This is a genomic window from Nodularia sp. UHCC 0506, from assembly GCF_034931045.1.
In the GTDB taxonomy this organism is placed as follows: Bacteria; Cyanobacteriota; Cyanobacteriia; order Cyanobacteriales; family Nostocaceae; genus Nodularia.
In genome coordinates this window covers 266,131-288,641 of sequence record NZ_JAYGHH010000002.1, presented here as the reverse complement: position 1 = coordinate 288,641, position 22,511 = coordinate 266,131, and the positions used below count along the sequence as shown (strand labels likewise).

The window sequence follows — 22,511 nt, the reverse complement described above, 5'->3', positions numbered from 1 at the left end:
CTAGCCATGCGATCGCCTGAACAGCTAGAAATGATTAACCAGGAATTAGAAAAGCAAGTCGCCGAACGGCAACAAACCGAAAAAACCCTACAAATGATTGTTGCCGGTACTGCTTCTGTTGCGGGAAATGATTTTTTTCCGGCATTAGTGCAAAATTTAGCAACAGCCCTGGGTGTATCTTATGCAATTGTCTTTGAGACAGTTGACGACTCATTACAAAAGCTCCAAAGTATTAATTTTTGGTCTGTAGACCATTTAGCAGAAAACTTTGAATATGAATTGATTAACACTCCCTGCAAGGATGTAATTCAAAAAAATATTTTGTGTGCTTATCCCAGTGCATTACGGGAGTTGTTTCCTAATAACTCATTGCTAAAAAAATTAGGTGCAGAAAGTTACATCGGGGTTCCCCTAGTGGATGTGAATCAGAATGTGATTGGCAACCTGTGTATTGTCGATGTGAAACCTCTAGAAACAAGCGATCGAGTCAAAACACTATTGCAAGTTTTTGCAGCTAGGGCTTCTACAGAACTACAACGCAAATGGGCAGAAGAAGAAAAACGCCTTGCCTATAAGGAATTAGAATTTGGCGTTGAGGAACGCACTGCTGAACTGGTGCAGGTTAATCATGCTTTAGAAGTGGAAATTCAAGAACGAATTCACACAGAAGCAGCAATGAGGGTAATGGCAGAGAGAGAACAGGCTACAAAGCAAGTCATTCAGCAAATGCGCCAAAGCCTGAACCTGGAATCTATTTTCCGGGCTACTACTGCGGAATTACGTCAAGCTGTAGAATGCGATCGCGTCTTGATTTATCGCTTTCAACCAGATTGGAGTGGCGAATTAGTTGCCGAATCTGTTTCTGAATTTTGGCCTGCTGTGATTCCGGCAAAACCCGGAGATAGCAAAATCACTGAAGTATCTGTGGATCAAGATAACTGTGTAATTACAAAACTGACTGATTCAGAAGCAGTAATTCGCGATACCTATTTGCAAACAAACATGGGCGGCATCTATCAGGAACAAAAGAGCTATTGCTGTGTTGATGACATCTATGCAGCTGGGTTTGATGAATGTTATCTTGAGCTTTTAGCACAATTACAAGCACGAGCTTATATTATTGCTCCCATTTTTTGCGGCAGTCACCTCTGGGGCTTATTAGCAGTTTATCAAAACGGCAACCCACGACAATGGCAAAATCCAGAAATTCAAATTGTTACCCAAATTGGTAATCAACTTGGGGTGGCTGTGCAACAAGCAGAATTATTTGCCCAAACCCAGAAACAAGCCCAAGAACTAAAACAGGCTAAAGAAACTGCTGATGCCGCTAATCGCGCCAAAAGTGAGTTCTTGGCCAATATGAGCCATGAATTACGGACTCCACTTAACGCCATTTTGGGTTTCACCCAATTGATGCAGCGAGATCAAACCTTATCCTTAGAACATCAAAAATATACAGAAATCATTAACCAAAGTGGTGAACATCTTCTAGGACTAATTAATAGTGTGTTGGAGATGTCCAAGATTGAAGCGGGACAAATGAATTTATATGAAGTAGAATTTGACCTACATAACTTACTAAATAGTTTAGCCGCAATGCTGCAACAGAAAGCTGTATCTAAAGGCTTAAAACTAATTTTTGATTGCGATGAGACTGTACCTCAATACATCAAAGCCGACGAAAACAAACTACGTCAAATACTCATCAATTTGTTGGCTAATGCCATCAAGTTTACTGAAAAAGGGCAGGTAGCCTTGCGAGTTAGATGTCAGGAATTATATGGGAATGAAGACGACATTGCTAACTCAGAATTCCCCAGGCAATATCGGCTATTTTTTGCAGTTGAAGACTCTGGAACTGGAATTGCTCCAGAAGAAATTGGAAATTTATTTCAAGCCTTTCAGCAAACACGCTCTGGACAACAATCACGGCAAGGAACAGGTTTAGGCTTGCGGATTAGTCAAAAATTTGTGCAATTAATGGGCGGTGAAATTACTGTAAAAAGTGAGTTAGATAAAAGTACTTGTTTTAGCTTTCATATCCCGGCTAATTTGCCTGAAACTGTTGCCATTATTAACTTATCTTCCCCCATCCTTGATGTAGTTAGCCTTGCCCCCAGACAAACAAATTATCGCATTTTAATTGCTGAAGATAATCCTGCTAACCGATTGCTATTGAGCAATATTTTGAACCGTTTAGGTTTTGCAGTCCAGGAAGCAGAAAATGGAAAACAGGCTATTGAAATTTGGCAAGAATGGCAACCTCACCTAATTTTTCTGGATATGCGAATGCCCATTATTAATGGTTATCAAGCTACTCGGCAGATTCGTCATTTGGCACAAACATTAAACAATCAACATGGACAAAATTCCCCCCCTACAAAAATCATTGCCCTCACAGCTAGTGCTTTTACAGAACAGAAACAAGAAAGTTTAGATGCAGGTTGTGATGATTTTGTTAGTAAACCATTTCGTTGGGAGGAAATTTTAGAAACACTCACCAAGCATCTACAGATAGAATATCTATATAAGGAAACTGAAGTTAGTCAGACTGAGCCGCCAGTCGATTATGTCCTTGACACTGAGTCTTTAGCTATTATGCCAGTTAGTTGGATTGCCCAATTACATTTGGCCGCTGCTCAAGGCAATGATAGCAGTAGTCTCCAACTTGTGGCTCAAATTCCTAGCGAACATACCCATTTAATTACAGCTTTAATTCGGTTAATTGAAACCTATCAATTTGACAAAATAATGATAATCACTCAACAATTTAATTTTTCTTAAATATTATGGATATGCCTCTGGAAGAGAAAGTATTTGTTGCTGACATTTTAATTGTTGATGACAAATTAGAAAACATTCGGTTCTTATCAGATTTTTTATCTAAACACAATTATCAAGTTCGTAAAGCTATTAATGGAAAAGCAGCATTAAAATCTGTGAACACACTGCCACCTGATCTAATTATTCTAGATATCAATATGCCAGGAATGGGAGGGTATGAAGTTTGCGAATATTTAAAAAATGATCCAAAAAATTGTGCAATTCCTGTGATTTTTTTAAGTGCTGGGAATGAAGTTAATGATAAAATTCTAGCCTTTGAAGCTGGAGGCATTGACTACATTACTAAACCATTTAATCTAGAAGAAATATTAGCTAGAGTCCAGACTCATTTAAAATTACGACAATTACAAATAAATTTACATAATCGTAATCAGAAGATCCAAAGTATGCTCCTAGAATTGCAAAAAACTGAAGCTGCACTCATTCAAAAAGAAAAACTGTTGAATGCTTCTCAAATTACAGCAGGGATTTCTCATGAGATTAATAACCCACTCAATTTTATTGTTGGTAATCTCAAACCTGCATCAGACTATAGTGAAAACTTGATCACCCTGATTAAACTCTATCAAAAATCATTTCCAGATGCTACTCCAGAAATTAACAATTTTACGCAGAAAATTGAATTAGATTTTGTAATTACAGATTTAAGAAGGATTATTAACTCTCTGAACACGGGCGCAGAACGCATTAGCTCAGTTGTCAAGGCTCTGCATATTTTCTCCCGTGTTGATGAATCAGGTATCAAACCTATAGATATTCAAGAAAATCTGGAAAGTGTCCTGATTATACTGCGCTATCAACTTGTTTTAAATGAAGGAGCAGTCAGCATTTCAGTTAAGAAAAATTATGAGGACACACCAAAATTCATTGGTCAAGCAAATTTATTAAATCAAGCTCTACTTAACATTCTACAAAATGCTATTCAGGCTCTGGAATTAAAAGTAAATTCAGTGATTGACAGTTCATATCACCCAACAATTTGGCTCAATATATCCACAACAGAGCAACAGCAAATTAGAATTAGTATTAGAGACAATGGGATAGGAGTTACCCCAGAGAATCAACCTCATTTATTTGAGCCGTTTTTTACCACTAAATCACCGGGTAAAGGAGTGGGATTAGGTTTATTTACTAGCTATCAAATCATCACTGAATTTCATCAAGGTACTTTAACATACCACAACTGCTCTGAAGGAGGTTCAGAATTTATTATTGAAATTTCTTGAATTTTTGTATTATCATACTTATTCATTTAATTTTGGACAAGTTTTATTAGCGAAGTCACACTGATAAATATAGGTTTCTTGCCAATTTAGAGGAATTTCTAATAAATCTCGTGTCCCTGTCATTCCTTGTCCGATGAATAGTAACAAAGCAACGCAGTTTAATATAATGTGAACCAACCGCCAACGATGAGATTTATCTTGATAGATATCTTGCACAATTGCTACAGAAAATATCATTAGTAATGAAGCAGAAATTCCAATGTAATAATGTGACCAATACCACTCATTTGTCCGGCGAAATACTCCATCTTGGCAACCAAGAATCACTAATCCTGCACCAGTTAATGTTGCAAAAACTCCTCTCCATAGACGCTGCTTAGAACGATATAGTAATATCAGGGAGGTAATAGTTACAACAAACATTAACAAAATAAAAACAACAGAGAAAATATCCTGATTCCATAATTGATTTTGAATAATGTTTTTAGCAATTGGGTAAGCTAATCCTATTAAAGATAACCCCACAACTGCACTGGTTAACCAGTCACCAAATTCTTTATGTTCTTTGCCAACTACAGGCGGAATTTTGCTTTTAGTTCCAGCCAAATTTTGTAAACGACGTTGGCGTGTTTGCCAGGCAAAGTTAACTACAATGCCAATTAAGGGAAAAACAAAAATAACTGCGATCGCGGGATGTATAATACGCAGAAAATCTATTGTTTGCATGAGATAGATACTCCTAAAATTTATGTATTGAAAAGACAAAAGAGCAGTTATTTATCTTTTGTCTTTTATATTTTAAATTTATAAACTGGCGTAGCCAAAAGTAGCATTAAATTGCCGACACCATATCGCCACAGATTTGAAATCTGCCAAGTTCACATTATCAGGTACAGCATAACGTTGAGTACCACTTATATTTTGTAGTGCCGCAATACTCACATAATCTTTTTCTTGAATACCAGAAACTGGTGGAGTTGCAGAACGATGCAAAATCACAAATAAGTCGGGGCCATTATCAGTTTGGAAATTTTGATCAAATTCCAAGTAGGATTTACCTGCTTCCTTGACTACACTGACTTTTCCCTGCGTTGGATGTTCCGCAGCCTGAAAATTGCCAGATTCCGCAACTGGACTAGCTAAGGTTGTTGCAATTGGCGTTTGAGTATCTGTTTCATTTGAAGTTACCTCTGTTGCACAGCCTGCGGTGATCATGGTAGCAATACTCAGAATTACTAAATGTTTGAACTTCATCTAAAATATCCTCATTCCTGTGACAAACCCAAAGAAAAGACCCCCAATTTCTTAGAAACACCCGTAAGGTGGCTTCTTAGAGGGTATGTGTGCAAATTAAACTTGATTAGTAAGTAATATTTTTTACTATAAACTAAATTGGTTGTAAATTTGTATTTGGTTTTTAGTACCGAAGAACCATAATTATTTAGAAAGTTGCGTGTCTTCTCATATCAGTATACTGTCTGGCTGTTGTATTCATTTCAATCACAAACTCTGTACCTTGACCTAATTGAGAATTACATCTAAGTTTACCGTGATGTTTTTCCACAATAATTTGTTTACTAATAGCTAATCCCAAGCCTTTACTTTTATTCCTTGGCTTAGTAGTGAAGAAAGGTTCAAATATCCGCCTTTGAATATGAGGAAGAATTCCCTTACCATTGTCATAAATATGGATGATAACTTTTTGCTTTTTCGCCAGTTTGGAATTAGTTGTATTGCTTTGGTTACTAGTGACTAATGATAAATGGCTACTCACCACTTCTGTACGAATATAAATTTGGGGAATTAAAGAACAGTCTTCTTTCATCCTTTCTTCTAGAGCATCAATGGCATTATTGAAAATATTCATAAATACTTGATTTAACTCTCCGGGATAACACTCTATTAAAGGTAATTCTCCAAACTCTTTAATAAATTCAATTCCTGGTCTTTCTGGTTTTTCTTTGCAGCGATGTTGCAATATTCTAATCACACTATCTAGTCCTTCATGTAAGTTAGATTTTTGCATTCTATCTGCATCAAAGTTAGAAAAAATCCGCAAAGCAGAAATAATCTCTTGAATGCGTTCAGAACCAGATTGCATTGACCAAAGTAACTTTAAAAAATCTGTTTTTATCAAACTCAGGTTGAATTGCTCCAAATATGAGTTAATTTCTGGTTGTGGTTTGGGATAATAATATTGATATAATTCAATGAGTTTAATTAAGTCTTCAGCATACTGACTAGTGGGATGAAGATTGCTATAAATAAAGTTAACAGGATTATACATTTCATTAGCCATCTCTACTATAATTTGACCGAGATTAGCCATTTTATTATTCTGTAATAATTGCCCTTGGATAATTTGCAATTGTTCCGAACTTTCCCTTGCTTGTGCTGCTGCTAACTCACTTTTGGTAATTTCATCTTGCACTTTTTTCCAAAGTTGATATTGCTGAATATATCTTCCTATTTCTTGACTAATTTGGGTGACAGTATCTATTTCCCATTTCTGCCACTGACGGTTATTACCATGATCATAAATAATTAGCAATCCCCATAATTTATGTTTGAAAATCTCTGAATTGGGATCATCTAGTTCTTTTAATAAAATAGGAATTACTAAATTAGTTTTTAGTTCTAATTGATCCAGGAAATTAATTGTGCCAGAAACTTTAGGTACTGTATTAAATTCTTCGCTAATATTGGATTGGTATGCTTCTAACTCCCTCTGAGGTATGGAAACTTGAATATCTGTACCTTTCAAAGATTTGAAGGGTGTGGTGACAGATTCAAACAATACCTCCCCTCTACCGTTAGATTGAATACAATAAATTAATGCTTGATCAATCTGTAAAAAATGTCGTATTTCTTGTAATATATTTTGCAGTAGTGGCTCTATTTCAGTACAAGAATTTAGCTGTTTGCGGACAGATTTTAATAATTTTTCCTGCTTTTGGTAATCCTGCAAAGTTGCTTGGAATATTTTTTCCTGAGTAATATCCCTATGAGTCCCTGTCATCCATATTGGTTTACCAAATTCATCCCACTGAAATACTTGACCACCAGAGGAAATCCATTTCCACTCGCCGGATTTGGATAACATTCTTAATTCAATTTCAAACTTAGGTATGTATCCTTCTAGATACTCTTGCAATACCTGTTGAACTTTGAATAAATCCTCTGGATGTACAAGTTCCTCAAAGGATTGATAATGGTTGGTAATTTCTTCTACTTTGTATCCTAAAATTTGTTTCCACTGGGGGTCATAATAGGTTTGATTGGTTACTAAATTCCAATTCCACCAGCCCAGACCACTGGCGGCTAATGCCATTTGTAAAGCTGCTTGTGAATGCTGTCCCATATCTAAGTCTCCTGGTGCTTGTGTCCATTGTGGTTGGTCTGGGAAACTTTGAGAGATTGGCGCTACAACATGAGCTTCCATTTGGTTGGTAGCGGGTTCTTGGATACGCATAACGGCTAATAGGATGAGGAAGATATTCTGACCTTCTTTCTCTACGCTGTGTTAGCGCCTAAAAATCAACATGAAAAGGGTGAATAAGTCAGTGGGCGTAAATACAGTTAACTGGTGGGGGTCGTCATTTGTCCTTTGTCATTGGTCATTGGTAAGGATTTTTGCCCTGTTTACTGTTCGTAATATAGTTTGGGTTTTTCCTACCTACTTATGTTTACTGAGCTATTAATTACTGGATTTGATCAAAGTTAAAAATTATATCAACGAAAGTATGACTAATCTTGAATTAAATATAGAAAAACTTAGATAAATGAGTGTAACCTCTGTGGCGATCGCTCACAGGATCTTTTACCAAAAATTAGCTACATTTTCTCCATCTATTATTTCCAAATGTCAGGCAATGAGTATCTAAAATCACGAATTAAGCAGAGGGAATACCTGTGAATTTTTATTTAAAAAATTCTAAAATCGATGTATGCCAGATATTTCAGATAAAAGTAATATTGTCAAGCTGTATTTGTAGCTTTTTGCAAATAAACTGGCTTGCAATCCAATTTGGGAGGCTACATTAATTTGAATCTTCATCACCTCAACTTTGAGGACAAAAAAACACAGAACTAAGGCCGATGACGAATGACTATAGATGAAGTTGTATTGCTACTAAAAGCCAGCCAAGTTAATGGTTTGACAACACTCCAAGAAATGATTTTGCGCTCTTCGTGGGAGGGGAAAACTTATACAAGTATAGCCTTTGAAGCCCACTACGGGGGAGAGCGTGTGAGGAAAGTTGCTGCTCATTTGTGGCAATTGTTAAGCGATTTTTGGCGGGAACCTATTAATAAATCTAACTTTCGTGAAACGTTGTCATCTCGCCGTCTGGGTAAAACCCATCAGCAGTTAATTAAGGAGTTTAATTGCGCTGCCACTGCGATATCCCTAGAATTTCCTAATGGATTGGTATCTCTGAATTCCAGGTTCTACATTCCTCGCCCGCCAGTTGAAGAACTTGCCTATACAGAAATAGCTACACCAGGAAGTATTATCTGTATCCAAGCCCCTCAGAAAATGGGGAAAAGTTCTCTAATTCTGAGGGTAATTGCACAGGCTACTAATCAAGGTTTTCGCACTGTTAGTTTAGATTTTCAGCAAGGGGATAAAGCAGTTTTTAGCAGTTTGGATAAGTTTTTACGGTGGTTGTGTGCTAATGTTAGCCGGGAATTACAGCTAGAACCAAAACTTAATGATTATTGGGATGAGGATATGGGTAGCAAAGTTAGCTGTACTCTCTATTTCCAAAAATATTTGCTGTGTGCTGCGGAAAGTCCTGTGGTTTTAATTTTAAATGAGATAGATTGGGTATTTGCATATCCTGAGATTGCTGGGGAATTCCTCTCATTAATACGTTCTTGGTATGAACATTCCCAAATGCTAGAAGTTTGGCAAAAACTCCGCCTGGTATTGGTTTATTCTCAGGAAATTCTGTCTCCTTTAAAGTTGACTAAATCCCCATTTAATATAGGGTTATTAATTAAGTTGCCAAATTTTACTAAAGAGCAGGTAGAAGATTTAGCACAACGTCACGGATTAAATTGGACAGATAGTCAGAATACTAGAAGGTTAATGGCTATGGTGGGGGGACATCCTTATTTAATTAGATTGGCTTTGTATCATCTTGTGGGTAGGGGAGGCTTAGAAAGGAACCTACAAGAACTACTAGAACAAGCAGCGACTACAGAGGGAATTTATCACGAATATTTAAGACAGTATGTATTGTTATTGCAAGGGGAGCCAGAATTAGCCACTGCTTTCTATGAGGTAATTACTGCGATCAATGATGTGAAATTAGCACCAGTTACAGCATATAAGTTACATAGTATGGGGTTAATCAATCTAGAAGGCGATCGCTGTACTCCCTTGTGCGAGTTGTATCGTCTATATTTTCGGAGACAACTTCACTCCTTGGAAAATTTCACCGCCCCCAATAAATTGGGAAGCCTACACTGATCTGTCGTTACAGTGTAGGTAGTTCAGATCAACGAAGAGTAACTATTGGTACGCCTAACCACCCTGCTCCATTCTCCTTTTGTGAGGGATCGGGATTATTTACAGGGACAATTTGAAATTTCGTCGGGCGTGGTGTATCAAGAGTAACGGAATAGGTATGTAATTCATCTTGATGAAAGACTGTAACTTCAATGGTGTTGTTTGGTTGGTAATCTTTGAGGCGATCGCTCAGTTGATGAGCTGTTAATCGGATGCCATCAATGGCTAATAACTCATCGCCTGGATCAATTCCCGCTTGTTGTGCAGGTGAACCAACTTCCACAAATTTAATTATTTCTCGCCCATGTTCAGTTTTTGCTTTCACACCCAAATAAGGTTCTTCCTCCCGTTCTGCGATCAGATGTAAACCGAAGGGTTCCAGGTAATGATTAAAGGGTAATTCGTCAGTGCTATTAATGTAGGATTCAAAGAAATCAGCCAAATCCACACCCGCCACCGATTCTATTACCTCCTGCAACTGTTCGGGAGTGTAGCCAATTTCTGGTTGCCCAAATTTCCGCCACATTTGCCGCATCACATCATCAAGCGATCGCTGATTCCCATGTCGCGCTCTAATCAGTAAATCTAGCAACAAAGAAACCATTTCCCCCTTCAAATAGTAGGACATTTGGGAATTGTTGCTATTGGCATCGGGACGATAAAGTTTAATCCAAGTATCAAAACTTGACTCAGCCAGTGATTGCACCTTGCGCCCTGGCGTAGTCAGAAATCTAGTAATCTCCTTGCTCAAATGATTTAAATAGGACTTAGCATCATAAATGCCAGCCCGCAAAGGAATCAGTAAATCGTAATAACTTGTAGTTCCCTCACAGAACCACAAAGAAGAAGTATAGTTTTCCTGCTCGTAGTCAAAAACCTCCAAACCTTTAGGGCGAATACGCTTGACATTCCACAGGTGAAAAAATTCATGTGCCACCAATTGCACAAAGCGCTCGTACTTCTCCTGAGAGCGAAACCCAAAACGCTGATAAATTAATGAGCAACAGTTTTTATGCTCCAACCCTCCATAAGCTTGGGCAAATAAATGCAGCAGAAAAACATATCGTTCGTAGGGCAAACCCCCAAACATTTGCGCTTCTACCTGGATAATTTTTTGGATATCGGCAATTGCTTGCTGTGATTGTAAATTACCCTCTCCCCAAACAGCCAGTTCATGAGGCTTTCCCAAAACCTCAAAGTAATATGATTGGTGGCTACCAATTTCCACCGGGCTATCCACAAGGGTATCAAAATCATCAGCCAAGAAAGTATAAGCTTGTTCACCAACGGCTGGTAAGGAAGTCGTTACCCGCCAATCTGGGTGCGGTGGGACAACGGTAATCTGAATGGGTAGACTATCCCAACCAGGGAGCCTAAAAAACAGGGCTGCACCGTTGAAATAGCCGTGGGTAGTATCCAAATGATTCGTCCGTACCGATAGCTCATTCGCAAATATCCGGTAACGTATAGTTACATCTGAAACACCACTGGTATTGACCTGCCAATGATTTTTGCTAATTTTTCGCCAAGGCAAAGGCTTATCCCCCGCAAAAGCGGCAAAATATTGTAAATTTTTGGCATATTCTCGCACTAAGTATGAGCCTGGTGTCCATACAGGCATTTTCAAGTCAAGAATTTTCGATGAGTGGTTGATTAGCTGCAATGTCACCTCAAACAGATGCGTTTCTGGTTGAGGCATTGCCACCAGGTAATGAATCATCGGTACTGTTTCCTGGACGCCAATCTCGATACGAGGTGCTGTTGCTTCGGTCATCTGTAATTAAGAGTTATAAATTCTGAGTCAATAGTTTATAGACAATAGTCAATAGTTAGTGGTCAATAGCCAATAAGTTCACAAATGTGGACTTAAGACTGATTGACACTTCCATGCTCAAAAGCCAGAGGATTCTTGCTGAACGGGGATTCTGAGAAATTTACCGTATATCCTACGGAATCGCTATATCCTCCAATGAAAACGTCTTGAGTATTGCCGCAATGCGAGCAAATATGAGTAAAGTCAACTTTTGAACACATTTAACTACCCTGAAATTTATCCAATATGAATAGTTTCCCACATTTAACAAATGTCATGTCCAAACCATTACATTTATCATGATGCAGAAAGGGTAATTTCGTAAATATCTTGGTATTCTCACCTTGATAATCAAATCGAGCTTAGAACTTGCCCGCTAGGTTAATCAACTGTTTCCAGTTGATGAGATTAATAATATTGTTAGCACTGTCAATCATGATCCAACCTTTTTCATCCAGTTTTTGCATGATTTTGGTAGTTTCTTCTACACCAATTTCTGTCACCTCGGCTAAATCTTTAAAAGGAATATTCAAAATTTCCTTACCTTTGCTTGAGTCTTGCCCATAGCTTTCGCCCAAACTAACTAAGGTATGAGCAAGTTTGACAGCAGGCGGATAAGAGCGAATTTGTAAGCGCTGGTTAATTTGTCGCAATCGCCGTACCATCAGTTGCAACATCCGATGATGTAACTGCGGGTCTTTAAATAATATTTGAATAAAACGCTCTCTAGAAATACTCAACAACTTTACTGACGAAAGGGCAATCACGTCGGTTGAACGTGGGGATTCATCCAAAATTGCCATTTCGCCGAAGAAATCACCGCGTCCTAAAATAGCTAGAGCGACACAATCATCTCCGGAGGTGCGTCTGACTTTCACCCAACCGGAAATTACGAAGTAAACTGCATTACCCCAAGCATCTTCCATCAACACGGCTCGCCCAACAGGGTATTCGTGTTCAATAGCTACGTTGAGTAACCATTCCAAAGTCTGTGGATTGGCTGTACTCAGTAAGGGAAAAATTTGACTAAAAACCTCAGTTTCCATGTATTATCGAAAATAAATGAGTTTAAGTCTGAAAAATTAAGTTTGCTGATATAAATTTTTAAACCCACAGTCTTAGTATAAATAACTAAGAATTTGTTATAAAGTACACTGAAATTTTCAAAGGGTTTAGTCTGGAATTCCATTACAACATAACAAGTGTCCATCGTAACGAAATCAGCGCTTTCACTGACAGATTAATTATGATTAGCTGTTTGTCGGTGTTTCGCTAGTTCCCCGCAATATTTTTATTTGCTGGTCTAAATTTTCTACTAGCTGATTTAAAGCCGTTACAGCTGCCAATTGCTCTGGGTTTAGGCTGGGATTAAGAAGAACTCGTTGGTGTAGTTCTTGTAATTTAAAGCTGAGTTCTTGCGAAATTCCCAAGGCATCCCGACTAAGACGGGCTAATTGTTGTTGTTGATAGAATTTTAAAGCTGTTCCTCTTAATACTTGTAGAGTCGCTTCTTCTCCATAAGTTCCTGGCATCACCCGCAAGCGTAATAACAGACGGTTTTGTTGATGCAGGCATTCTTTTTCTACCTGTTGTGGTTCTGACAGTTTGCCAACTGGTAAGGAAGCAAAGGACTTCAATTGATTCAGCACTCCTTGGAATACTGAAAGAGGAATATTTTCTAATACAGATTGCATGACTCCATTATCACTCCAAAATATCTTTCCTTGGTAGGGTTGTCTTTCCAAATACAAGCGACCAATTCCTCCACTCACAACTCTCCCCAGTAGTTCGTCTAGTAATTTTTTGGGTGGTAGGCTGATCAGCATCTCAACAGGAATAAATTCTTCGGGCAAATTTACTTGTAAAACAGTTAAATTACTGGGGAATTTTACGGCAGGAGAGATTTTTTGTTGCTTCTCGTTCACGGAAGAATTGAAGGTAGTGGTTGGAGATAAGTTATTTGAATTTGGTGTAGAAGAAAAATCTTTATTTGGCTCAGAATGTTGTGAGGTTTCTTTCTCGGTAAAGGATACCGACGCTGGCTGATGGGGTTTACCGGAGGTAGTTGCGGATCGAATTAATTTGTCGAGAATAGTAATTTTGCTTTTTTGTAAGGACAAGTTTGTTTCTTGCTTATCCACTTGTTTGGCATCTGAGCTTAATGTATTTTTATGGTTGAGATAGGCCGATAGTATAGTGCGGTGTATCTCAGTAGTGATTTCCTGGGGTATTATTGTGCATTTAATATAAGATACGATGCTATTTACATAATCTAGCGCTTCACCGTCTTGTGGGTGAACCATACCTAATAACAGCCGATTTTCTTCTATGCCAAAGGGCGCAATTTGGTGATACAAGCAAGCTTCAAAAGATATGAGATTATCAATCAAATAAAATACTTGCTCGTTTCGTTGCTCCCAATTTGCTGGAGTGTGGGGTAATACTTGCTGCCCACCTGCTCCGGTATCAGTTAGTTTGCCGTCTGAAGACAACATAAATTTGATGGCTCAGTATTTTCTTATATTTTATTTTGCTATAAAGTTAGTTAGAAGTCATAAAGTAACTCGATTATCTTGTTAAAAATTAAATTAATGACTAAGTATGTTTGTGTAAATAAGGTTAGCTGGTGTGTCAAGAACAGGTGTTGAGTCTGTGTTTTTGCTTACATCCCCTCTAACGGGGCTTGGTCAGACCACAAAAACTCCCAAGGTTTTGAGGCTATTCCCGATGAATTGGGAAACTCAGACTCGATTCTGTAGGCAAGTCTGAGTGGTTCACCAAAAAAGAAACACTTGCACTTAATGAGCGAGTGTTTAACTGTTAGCATTACGGTTTTTTTACCGAAACTTCTTTGCTGCAATTAATTTTTCTCAATTCGCTAGTTAGACGATGTTGATTAGTGAACTTGTTGATGCTTAAATATGCATGATAGGAGATTATATCATTCTTCAGCCCTTAAAGATTGGGCTTCTAGATAGATTTTTGACCATTCCCCCATCACTTGATGAGTTTTGAGTTTTAAGGATTGAGCTATGACTTCTATAGATTGACCTGCTTTACGGGCATCTAGAATCTCTCGCCTCAAAGGAGTTAAGTTTGCATATAGTTGCTGCCATTGGTTTGGAGTTAGTCCCAAATTATTTTCTTGCAGGGAAGTTGCCAACCAGTTATCCACGAGTTCAGGTTTATCTTTGAGGGCAAAAACGCGCACTGCATGGTAACTAATTTTTTCTCGCATTCGATAAATTTCTTTGATTGGCTTCTTGAGTTTTTTGGCGATTTCATCTTGGGACTTGCCTTGCAGATACAATCGCAACCACTCTACGGCCTCTTGTCCCAGGGTTTTTTGTAAATAATCGGCAAATTCTTCTTGTACTAACTGCCGCAGTGCCTGTTGCTCTTCTAGTTGTTGTGTTTCATGATATTCCGCGATCGCTTGCGTATCAGCCAAGTTAACGCGATTATCACTGTCATCTGAGAGGATTTCTTCGGAAACAACCTTGACCAATTCACTGTTTGGTACTTGGGTTAAGCCACCACGCTGAATGCGCCGCAGGTAGTTAACAAATCTATAGACGAGCAAGGGTTGATTGCGGACTGGCCGCATCGCATATTCTTCTATGCTGGCAAATAATAGAGTATCCCGCAGTCGTGTATCAGTGGTAAATTCTGCGATGCCAACCATTTGCTGCTGCATATACTTGTCATTTTGCAGTAACTCTTGCAGCACTTCTTGTAATACATCCATGACACTACGCTGGCGATCGCGACTTAGAGACACCCAAGTCTGAATTTTATTGCGTAATGTGACTAAACCTGCTAGGCGAGTAATTAGATGGCGATAGGCACGTTCTCGCCCGACCCCCAAGTAGCGTTGACGTAAAATTTTCCAGCGATATTCCATTGCTTGTTTAGCAATGTTAAGCTCTTGAGGCTTGAGATCATCAAAGCGTTTTAAGTCACTTCCTAAAAGCCAAAGAATAATACTTTCTCTGTTGGCTATGCTTTGTTCTGGACACTCCGCAGCTAGGCGGTTGCCCCAATAATGAGCTAGTTTTTCTGCCTCCTTCGTCATAGCGAGATTGCGCTCCTCGAAACCCTGTATTAAAGTTGGCATCACAACCCCCATTTGTCATACTTAACTTATCATCTGGTAGTTGCCTATGATTATGTCTTTATAGAAAAGACATTTCAGATGTTTTATACTTATTACGTCTGGATTGATTAACTTTATGCAAAATTTAGGTAATTTTTCTTAATTGTACTTTTTGTTTTACCTATATGTATCTAAAATTGGTTGCCACTGCCATCAGGTTTTATTTTTTAGGGAATATTTAATAGATTACTGTAGGGTTTTCATCAGAATGAGAACAGTTTTGATAGCTTGAGGTTTTTGATGTAGGGGCGGGTATGGCTACGCCACGCAAGCTATGACAGATATGCTCAATTACCAAGTAATAATTTTAATCCACCCTTCCCTACTGGCTTTATACTCAATGCCTCGCTACAGCTCACAGCACTTTGCTATAACTAACAAGGGAGATAATGAGGGGGTGTTGCAACTATTACCGCTTATTTATAGAGCCTCTGGCCGGTTAAGCATAAGCAATTCTAACGCTGAAAATACAATCAGTAAATTGGCATTAATAAATCAATTTCACTATTGTTACAAAACTAAACATACTTTGGTTTAATTGTCCCGAATGACTAACGCGATCGCCTCACTATCGCCTAATATCGAGTTATCATATTTTTTTCCAAAAAAGTCAATAGCAAATTCATGGGGATTTGTTTCACCCACAAGGGGGAGCCACTGCGGTATCGAGGTTTACCCAAATTGAATCAGTGGCGTTGAGACATGAACCAAAAACCTCAAATCTCAAGTTGTCAAAGGTTAATTGCGAATAATTTATGAGTATTTCGACTTTTAACTTTTGACTCATAACTGAGAAATTTCAGTTTATAAGCGGTTAGAAGAGCGTATAATTGGGTTTTCAACAGAATCCCGATACTGTTGGACTGCATCTGTATAGCCGATGGGCAGAACCGCTTCCACGTTTTCATGGGGACGGGGAATAATTACCCAGGATTCGAGAGTACCGCCATGAACATTTTCTGCGGCTTCCACACCAGCTGCCATAGCTGTTTTGACCTCAGAAACGTCTCCGCGAATATTGATGGTAAAACGAGCGCTACCCACTCTGATATACCCAACAAGGGTGACGCGACCAGCTTTAACCATCGCATCAGCTGCTGCTAGTACAGCAGGAAAACCCTTCGTTTCAAGTGCGCCAACGGCCTGTAATGACATTAGTAATCTCCTGTATGAATAAATGTATGTAGGGCAACAAATGTAATATCCGCAGTAACTTGCGGAAGTTTAATGATTTGCGGGTTTGTCATCGCGTTTTTTAGGCGCTTACGTCTTGTATCACTGATTTGATGACAATTTTTAGAGAGTGGGTACTATTCACCCTATGCTTATGGAAAATGACACAAGATATTAGATCACGAATTTGCCTATTACATACGGAACGGTTCAGATACTTCGGTGAAGTGGATTGGTAAAATGGTCTCTACGTTTTCGGGCGGGTTAGGAACAATGTAGTGGGTAATTACTTGACCACCAAAAGTTTGTTCTCCGGCGAATATTCCTGCTTCTACTGCCCTGTTAACTTCCGAAACGCGTCCCCGAACAGCAACTAACATTCGAGCGCTTTCAGCTTGACCATAATAAACAATTGTGACTGCGGCAGATTTAACCATTGCGTCTGCTGCTGCGAGTACAGCAGGAAAGCCCAAGGTTTCAATTACGCCAACCGCCATTGGCATGGCATTAGCTCCTGAGTTGAAAAAATGAAGTGATATCAATTGTACGAGGCTTTCGTACCAATTTTGACATTTGGGAAAATTTTCTCTTAGCTTCTGCTGTAAACTTAGAAATTATGTTTCCTAGTTTTTTACCTCCTTCAGTTGGGCAACTGACAGAACCCACCTCCATCGCCTTGGCCAAAAGTATTCAAAGTCAAGCGATCGCAACTCCTTTAATTAACCAACCAATTACTACTACCTGCGTTCAACAAGGTAGTGGTGGTACGCCGATTTTATTAATTCACGGCTTCGACAGTTCCGTGTTAGAATTTCGTCGTTTGTTGCCACTGCTGGCAGGACATAATGAAACCTGGGCAGTAGATTTGTTAGGTTTTGGGTTTACAGACAGAATAGAGGGTATTCCATTTAGCCCCATAGCCATCAAAATTCATCTGTATCATTTTTGGAAAACCCTAATTAACCAACCAGTGATTTTAGTGGGTGCATCGATGGGAGGTGCTGCGGCCATTGACTTCACCTTGACTTACCCAGAAGCAGTCAAAAAACTGGTGTTAATCGATAGCGCTGGTTTAAAAGGGGGTTCACCGTTAAGTAAATTGATGTTTCCCCCCTTGGATGCTTTCGCAGCTAACTTTTTACGTAATCCGAAGATACGCGATCGCATTTCCCGGACTGCGTACAAAAATCAACTTCTCGCGTCAATTGATGCTCAATTATGTGGTGCATTACACTTAGAAATGCCCAATTGGACACAAGCATTAATAGCCTTCACCAAAAGCGGTGGTTATAGTGCTTTTAAAGCAAAGCAGCTTGCAGAAATTGTCCAACCCACACTAATTTTATGGGGAGATACCGATAAAATTTTAGGTACAGTCGATGCCAAAAAGTTTCAACAAGCAATTCCCCATAGTCAACTCATCTGGATTCAAGACTCCGGCCATGTCCCACACTTAGAACAGCCAAAAATCACCACCCAACACATTTTAGAATTTTGCAACTAATTACGAATTACGTTAGCGTAGCTCTCCCAAAGGGAGAATTACGAATTACGAATTACGAATTACGAATTAATCGTACAACCAAGTATTATCGGCAAAATTATCATCTTCTTTCTGACGTTCTAGCAGATATTCAGGGACTTGATGTGACTTTTTATAACCAACTGGGTTATATTTTTCTTTGACTTGGATAGCAGACTGGCTGACTTTCTCTGGGATTGCAGGCTGATTATTTTTAACTGTGGCTGGTGCTTTACTTTCTTCTATAAGTTTAGAATTAGATTCTGCAAGGTGTAACGCATCTTGTTTAGCTTCGTGCAGTTCCTTGGTCAGCCGTTCTATTAATACTTGCTTTTCATATAACACTGATTGTAAATCAACAATTTGCTTTTGAAGGCTTGTTCCTTGATCTTGAGATTCTTCCAGACTTTGTTTTAATTCTTGGATAGTGGTTTCTAAATTATTATTAGTAGACATAGCTTCCTTGAGAGGAGTCTGTTTATGTGTCAGAGTCGGTAATTTATCTGTTGTTAAAGCATTTTCTTCGGTAACTTTCTCGGCTTTAACTTCAATCACAGATTGATTTTCCAGTGGAATCAATTTTTGTGTTTCTTCTTCTAGTAAGTCGGATAGATGTTTATTAACCATTATTTTCTCCAATCACGCTGTAATTCCTCAGCCACGCAGCATTAGACTAACTCCACCTGCGGTGCATTTTTCCTCGCCATTGAATAATGACGACACCCTTCAGTTATAATTCTGCCTCGTCCATGAACTGACAGAAGCTTGAATATCTGCATCAATGAGATTAAACTTGTTCTTTTGCCCGAATTGTGCAGCTAAATTAACTGCCATAGTCGTTTTACCGACTCCTCCCTTAGCGTTGAGGGTAATGATGATGTTTGGCAATGCTTACTTCCGAGGCTGCCTTAGTTAAATATACCGCTTTGTGTAGCCTCCAATCACAGCAAAATTCGTAAAAATTAAAATCAGCAGCCGTCACTTCAAACAAACTCCTATGACAGTAACTTACAACTTACCTGATGGGCCAAAATTACCACGCTATCTGCGGATGGTTAAATTTATCACTCAGCCGGTGAAATATGTAGAAGATTTTGCCAAAGTTTATGGTGACAACTTCACCATCTGGAATCGTGGGGATAAGCATATTGTGTATTTTAGCCATCCTCAAGCACTAGAACAGATTTTTAGTAGTAATGTTAATTGTTTTCGATCTGGTGGAGGAGGCGGGGGTTTAGGATTTTTGCTGGGCGATAATTCTGTAATTATATTAGATGGCGATCGCCACCAGCAGCAACGGAAATTATTAACACCGCCGTTTCATGGGGAAAGGATGCGGACTTACGGTGAAACTATCCGCAAAATTACACAGCAAGTTAGTAATGAATGGACAATTGGCAAACCTTTTAATATCCGCGCCTCAATGCAAGAAATCACCTTGCGCGTGATTTTACGAGTAGTATTTGGTGTGGATGAAGGGCCAGTTTTTCGAGAATTGGGGCGACTACTGACATCCCTGCTAGACTTCATGGGTTCGCCGTTAATGTCCAGCGCCTTCTTTTTTAGTTTTATGCAAAAAGATTTAGGTGCGTGGAGTCCTTGGGGGCGAGTTGTGCGGCTATTGCAGCAAATCGATCAAGTAATTTATAGTCTGATTCAAGAACGTCGGGCGGAATCTGGACAACATCGCCAAGATATTCTCAGTTTATTGATTTCGGCTCGTTATGACGATGGCGAGGGAATGTCAGATGTGGAGTTACGTGATGAATTAATGACAATGTTAGTTGCGGGACATGAAACCACAGCGTCTGCATTAACATGGGCTTTTTACTGGATAGATAAATTACCAGAAGTACGAGAGAAATTACAACGGGAATTAGAAACCCTGGGTGTGAATGCTGAACCGAGTAGCATTGCTAAATTGCCATATTTAACCGCAGTTTGCCAAGAAACCTTGAGAATTTATCCTATTGTGGCGAATGGTTTTATCCGAGTTGTGAAAACCCCAGTAGAAATTATGGGCTATCAATTACCAGCAGGAACGGCGATAGTTCCCAGTATTTATTTAGCCCATCATCGAGAGGAAGTTTACCCACAGTCACAGCAATTCAAACCAGAACGCTTTTTAGAAAAGCAATTTTCCCCTTATGAATATTTACCCTTTGGCGGTGGAAATCGGCGTTGTATAGGCTTGGCTTTTGCTCAGTATGAAATGAAAATTGCCTTAGCCACGATTTTGTCAGAATTTCAATTATCTCTAGTTAACCAGCGTCCTGTGTATCCCGTGCGCCGTGGACTCACCTTAGCCGCACCAGCAGGGATGCAGATGATACCCACAGTTCAGGTAACAAGAGCAAGTATACCTGTTAACGTTTAGTGCCAACACCGGGAGTCTCAGATCCCCGACTTCTTCAAGAAGTCGGGGATCTTTATTTTTTGCGTGAGTGATAATTGATGCTTTTTTTCTCTGTTGAGAAGCGGTTATACTGAATACCAAAAGTATAATCTCTTAATATTATTGATATGGAACCAATCACACTAACAGCCGTAGGAACAGCGATCGCTACAATAGTTTTAACTAAAGCCTTAGAAAAAACAGGCGAAAAGCTGGGGGAAGCAGCAATCCAAAAAAGTAATGAGTTAATCGCACAGCTACAAAAGAAAAATAAAGTCCCTTTACTAGCGAATACGCCAGAGGGAAACCCACAGCAACCGTTAGATTATGGTCAAGCGGTACTGGAATTGAAAGCAGCAGCTGATACAGACACCGAAATTGCTCAATCAGTGCTGGAAGTGGAAGCAGCCGCAAACGCTGACCCACAAGTAGCGCCAAAGGTTCAGGCTTTAGCAAATGACCTCAACTCGCAACCAGCAGGTGTAATCAATTCGACAAAATTAGCTGACTCAATTAAAAACGTCTTTCAGGGAAATACTTTCATTGGTGGTAACTTCTGACTGTACTCGCCTGAAGGGGAACAGGTAAAGTCAAATCCTCAAGTACCGCAAAATTTACCCCTGAGTGGGGTGGTGAAATTTGTGGGACGTGATGAAGAACTGCAAAAACTCCACCAACTTTTGCAGGAAAATAACCAAGTCGCCATTGCTGCAATTACGGGAATGGGTGGACTGGGTAAAACAGAACTCGCCTTGCAATATGCAATGACGCAGCGCGAAACCTACAAAGGTGGAATTTGCTGGTTACAAGTCAAAGCTGGGGATGTGGGCGTTCAAGTGGTGCAGTTTGCCAGAACTCAGCTTGATTTAAACCCACCAGAAGAGTTTGATTTAGCCGCACAAGTGCAATTCTGCTTGCGGAATTGGCGTGAAGGTGATGTGCTGCTAGTGGTGGATGATGTCACAGATTACCAGCAAGTCAAAACTTACCTAAAGGGGCTATCTTCCAGATTTAGAGTGTTGATGACTACGCGCCAACTTTTGGGTGCATCCATCAAGCAATTACCTTTAGATGTATTACCACCAGATGCAGCGTTAGAGTTGTTACGGTCTTTGCTGGGAGAAACACCAGAGCGAATTGAGAGAGAATTAGATGTAGCAAATCAGTTGTGTGCATGGCTGGGGTATTTACCCTTGGGTTTGGAGTTGGTGGGGCGATATTTGGCGCGGAAACCGGATTTATCCTTATCGGAAATGATGCAGCGTTTGGAGAAAAAGCGACTAGAACAAGCTGCACTGGTGAAGCCAGATGATGACATGACAGCACTATTGGGAGTGAAAGCAGCCTTTGAGTTGAGTTGGCAGGAATTAGCAGAAGATGATCAACAATTAGGCTGTTTACTCAGTTTATTTGCAGCTGCACCCATACCTTGGAAATTAGTAGAACAGTGCTTACCAGAAAAAGATGAGGAAGATTTAGAGGAAATTCGGGACGATAAGCTGCTGTATCTACATTTACTCCAGCGCAAAGGTGAGGAAATTTATCAACTACATCCACTGCTGCGGGAATTTTTCCAATCTAAGTTTACGGGTTTAGAGCAGGTAGAGGAATGGAAGCGATCCGTTTCTCAGGTAATGGTAGCAGTCGCCACACAAATTCCTCACACTCCCACACTTGAGGAAATTAATGCTGTTTCCCTTGCCATACCTCATCTAGCTGAAGTAGTAAATCATCTCATTCAATACGTCAGCGATGAAGATTTAGCTTGGCCTTTTGTCAGCTTGGGCAGATTTTATGAAGGACAGGGTTTGTATACCTTAGCCGAACCTTGGTATGAGCAGTGTTTATCAACAGCACAAGACCGCTT

The 22,511-nt window shown here is 39.4% G+C and carries 17 protein-coding genes and 1 pseudogene; 7 read left to right on the top strand and 11 right to left on the bottom strand.

All coding sequences use genetic code 11. The features are described 5' to 3' along the window. Both VB654_RS03010 and VB654_RS03005 read left to right on the top strand, forming a co-directional pair. Positions 1 to 2,784: GAF domain-containing protein (locus VB654_RS03010; protein WP_323211932.1), on the top strand; the 2,784-nt coding region annotated here is incomplete at its 5' end. 5 nt (positions 2,785 to 2,789) lie between these two features. Then, positions 2,790 to 4,070 (top strand): response regulator, encoded by a 1,281-nt coding sequence (locus VB654_RS03005; RefSeq protein WP_323211930.1) that lies wholly within the window; start codon positions 2,790 to 2,792, stop codon positions 4,068 to 4,070. 18 nt (positions 4,071 to 4,088) lie between these two features. On the opposite strand, the gene VB654_RS03000 is transcribed toward VB654_RS03005, so the two are convergent. The 3 genes from VB654_RS03000 to VB654_RS02990 form a co-directional block, all read right to left on the bottom strand. Then, positions 4,089 to 4,796, bottom strand: coding sequence for a DUF4079 domain-containing protein (locus VB654_RS03000; protein WP_323211928.1), 708 nt, complete (start codon positions 4,794 to 4,796; stop codon positions 4,089 to 4,091). 78 nt (positions 4,797 to 4,874) lie between these two features. Further along, positions 4,875 to 5,324 (bottom strand): DM13 domain-containing protein, encoded by a 450-nt coding sequence (locus VB654_RS02995; RefSeq protein WP_323211926.1) that lies wholly within the window; start codon positions 5,322 to 5,324, stop codon positions 4,875 to 4,877. Positions 5,325 to 5,511: 187 nt separating this feature from the next. Continuing rightward, positions 5,512 to 7,542 (bottom strand): PAS domain-containing protein, encoded by a 2,031-nt coding sequence (locus VB654_RS02990; RefSeq protein WP_323211924.1) that lies wholly within the window; start codon positions 7,540 to 7,542, stop codon positions 5,512 to 5,514. A gap of 633 nt (positions 7,543 to 8,175) precedes the next feature. On the opposite strand from VB654_RS02990, the gene VB654_RS02985 reads away from it, so the two are divergent. Continuing rightward, positions 8,176 to 9,546, top strand: coding sequence for an AAA-like domain-containing protein (locus VB654_RS02985; RefSeq protein WP_323211923.1), 1,371 nt, complete (start codon positions 8,176 to 8,178; stop codon positions 9,544 to 9,546). 28 nt (positions 9,547 to 9,574) lie between these two features. Here the strand turns inward: VB654_RS02985 and VB654_RS02980 are convergent, their stop codons facing one another. The 6 genes from VB654_RS02980 to VB654_RS02955 all read right to left on the bottom strand — a co-directional run bounded on the left by VB654_RS02980 (position 9,575) and on the right by VB654_RS02955 (position 17,230). After that, the gene (locus tag VB654_RS02980; RefSeq protein WP_323211922.1) at positions 9,575 to 11,359 is read right to left on the bottom strand and encodes a M61 family metallopeptidase; all 1,785 of its coding nucleotides are present in this window, start codon (positions 11,357 to 11,359) and stop codon (positions 9,575 to 9,577) included. Positions 11,360 to 11,760: 401 nt separating this feature from the next. After that, entirely contained in the window at positions 11,761 to 12,444 is a 684-nt protein-coding gene (locus VB654_RS02975) for a Crp/Fnr family transcriptional regulator (protein WP_323211921.1), read from the bottom strand. Positions 12,445 to 12,648: 204 nt separating this feature from the next. Next, complete coding sequence (locus VB654_RS02970; protein WP_323211920.1) at positions 12,649 to 13,893, bottom strand: pilus assembly protein PilB; 1,245 nt, start codon at positions 13,891 to 13,893, stop codon at positions 12,649 to 12,651. A gap of 446 nt (positions 13,894 to 14,339) precedes the next feature. Continuing rightward, on the bottom strand, positions 14,340 to 15,527 hold the full coding sequence (locus VB654_RS02965; RefSeq protein ID WP_323211918.1) for a HetZ-related protein 2: 1,188 nt from the start codon (positions 15,525 to 15,527) through the stop codon (positions 14,340 to 14,342). A gap of 831 nt (positions 15,528 to 16,358) precedes the next feature. Continuing rightward, a complete protein-coding gene (locus VB654_RS02960) occupies positions 16,359 to 16,709 on the bottom strand; it encodes a BMC domain-containing protein (RefSeq protein WP_323211916.1) in 351 nt (116 codons plus the stop codon). Between the two features lie 212 nt (positions 16,710 to 16,921). Then, a complete protein-coding gene (locus VB654_RS02955) occupies positions 16,922 to 17,230 on the bottom strand; it encodes a carbon dioxide-concentrating mechanism protein CcmK (RefSeq protein ID WP_089092384.1) in 309 nt (102 codons plus the stop codon). A gap of 113 nt (positions 17,231 to 17,343) precedes the next feature. Between VB654_RS02955 and VB654_RS02950 the strand changes: the two genes are divergently transcribed. Further along, positions 17,344 to 18,231: an alpha/beta hydrolase gene (locus tag VB654_RS02950; protein WP_323211984.1), complete on the top strand. Its 888-nt coding sequence runs from the start codon at positions 17,344 to 17,346 to the stop codon at positions 18,229 to 18,231. 66 nt (positions 18,232 to 18,297) lie between these two features. Here VB654_RS02950 and VB654_RS02945 read toward each other — a convergent pair whose 3' ends face one another. Together VB654_RS02945 and VB654_RS02940 are read right to left on the bottom strand one after the other, a co-directional pair. After that, the gene (locus VB654_RS02945) at positions 18,298 to 18,876 is read right to left on the bottom strand and encodes a hypothetical protein (protein ID WP_323211915.1); all 579 of its coding nucleotides are present in this window, start codon (positions 18,874 to 18,876) and stop codon (positions 18,298 to 18,300) included. Positions 18,877 to 18,978: 102 nt separating this feature from the next. After that, a pseudogene (locus VB654_RS02940) lies at positions 18,979 to 19,137 on the bottom strand (AAA family ATPase); the annotation flags it as partial. Between the two features lie 109 nt (positions 19,138 to 19,246). Here VB654_RS02940 and VB654_RS02935 point away from each other — a divergent pair. The 3 genes from VB654_RS02935 to VB654_RS02925 form a co-directional block, all read left to right on the top strand. Beyond that, positions 19,247 to 20,626 carry a cytochrome P450 gene (locus VB654_RS02935; RefSeq protein ID WP_323211913.1) on the top strand — a complete coding sequence of 460 codons (1,380 nt, stop codon included), beginning with the start codon at positions 19,247 to 19,249 and terminating at the stop codon, positions 20,624 to 20,626. A 146-nt stretch (positions 20,627 to 20,772) separates the two neighbouring features. After that, on the top strand, positions 20,773 to 21,204 hold the full coding sequence (locus VB654_RS02930) for a hypothetical protein (RefSeq protein WP_323211912.1): 432 nt from the start codon (positions 20,773 to 20,775) through the stop codon (positions 21,202 to 21,204). A gap of 69 nt (positions 21,205 to 21,273) precedes the next feature. Then, positions 21,274 to 22,511, top strand: a 1,238-nt coding sequence (locus VB654_RS02925) for an NB-ARC domain-containing protein (RefSeq protein ID WP_323211910.1), incomplete at its 3' end; no start/stop codon positions are given.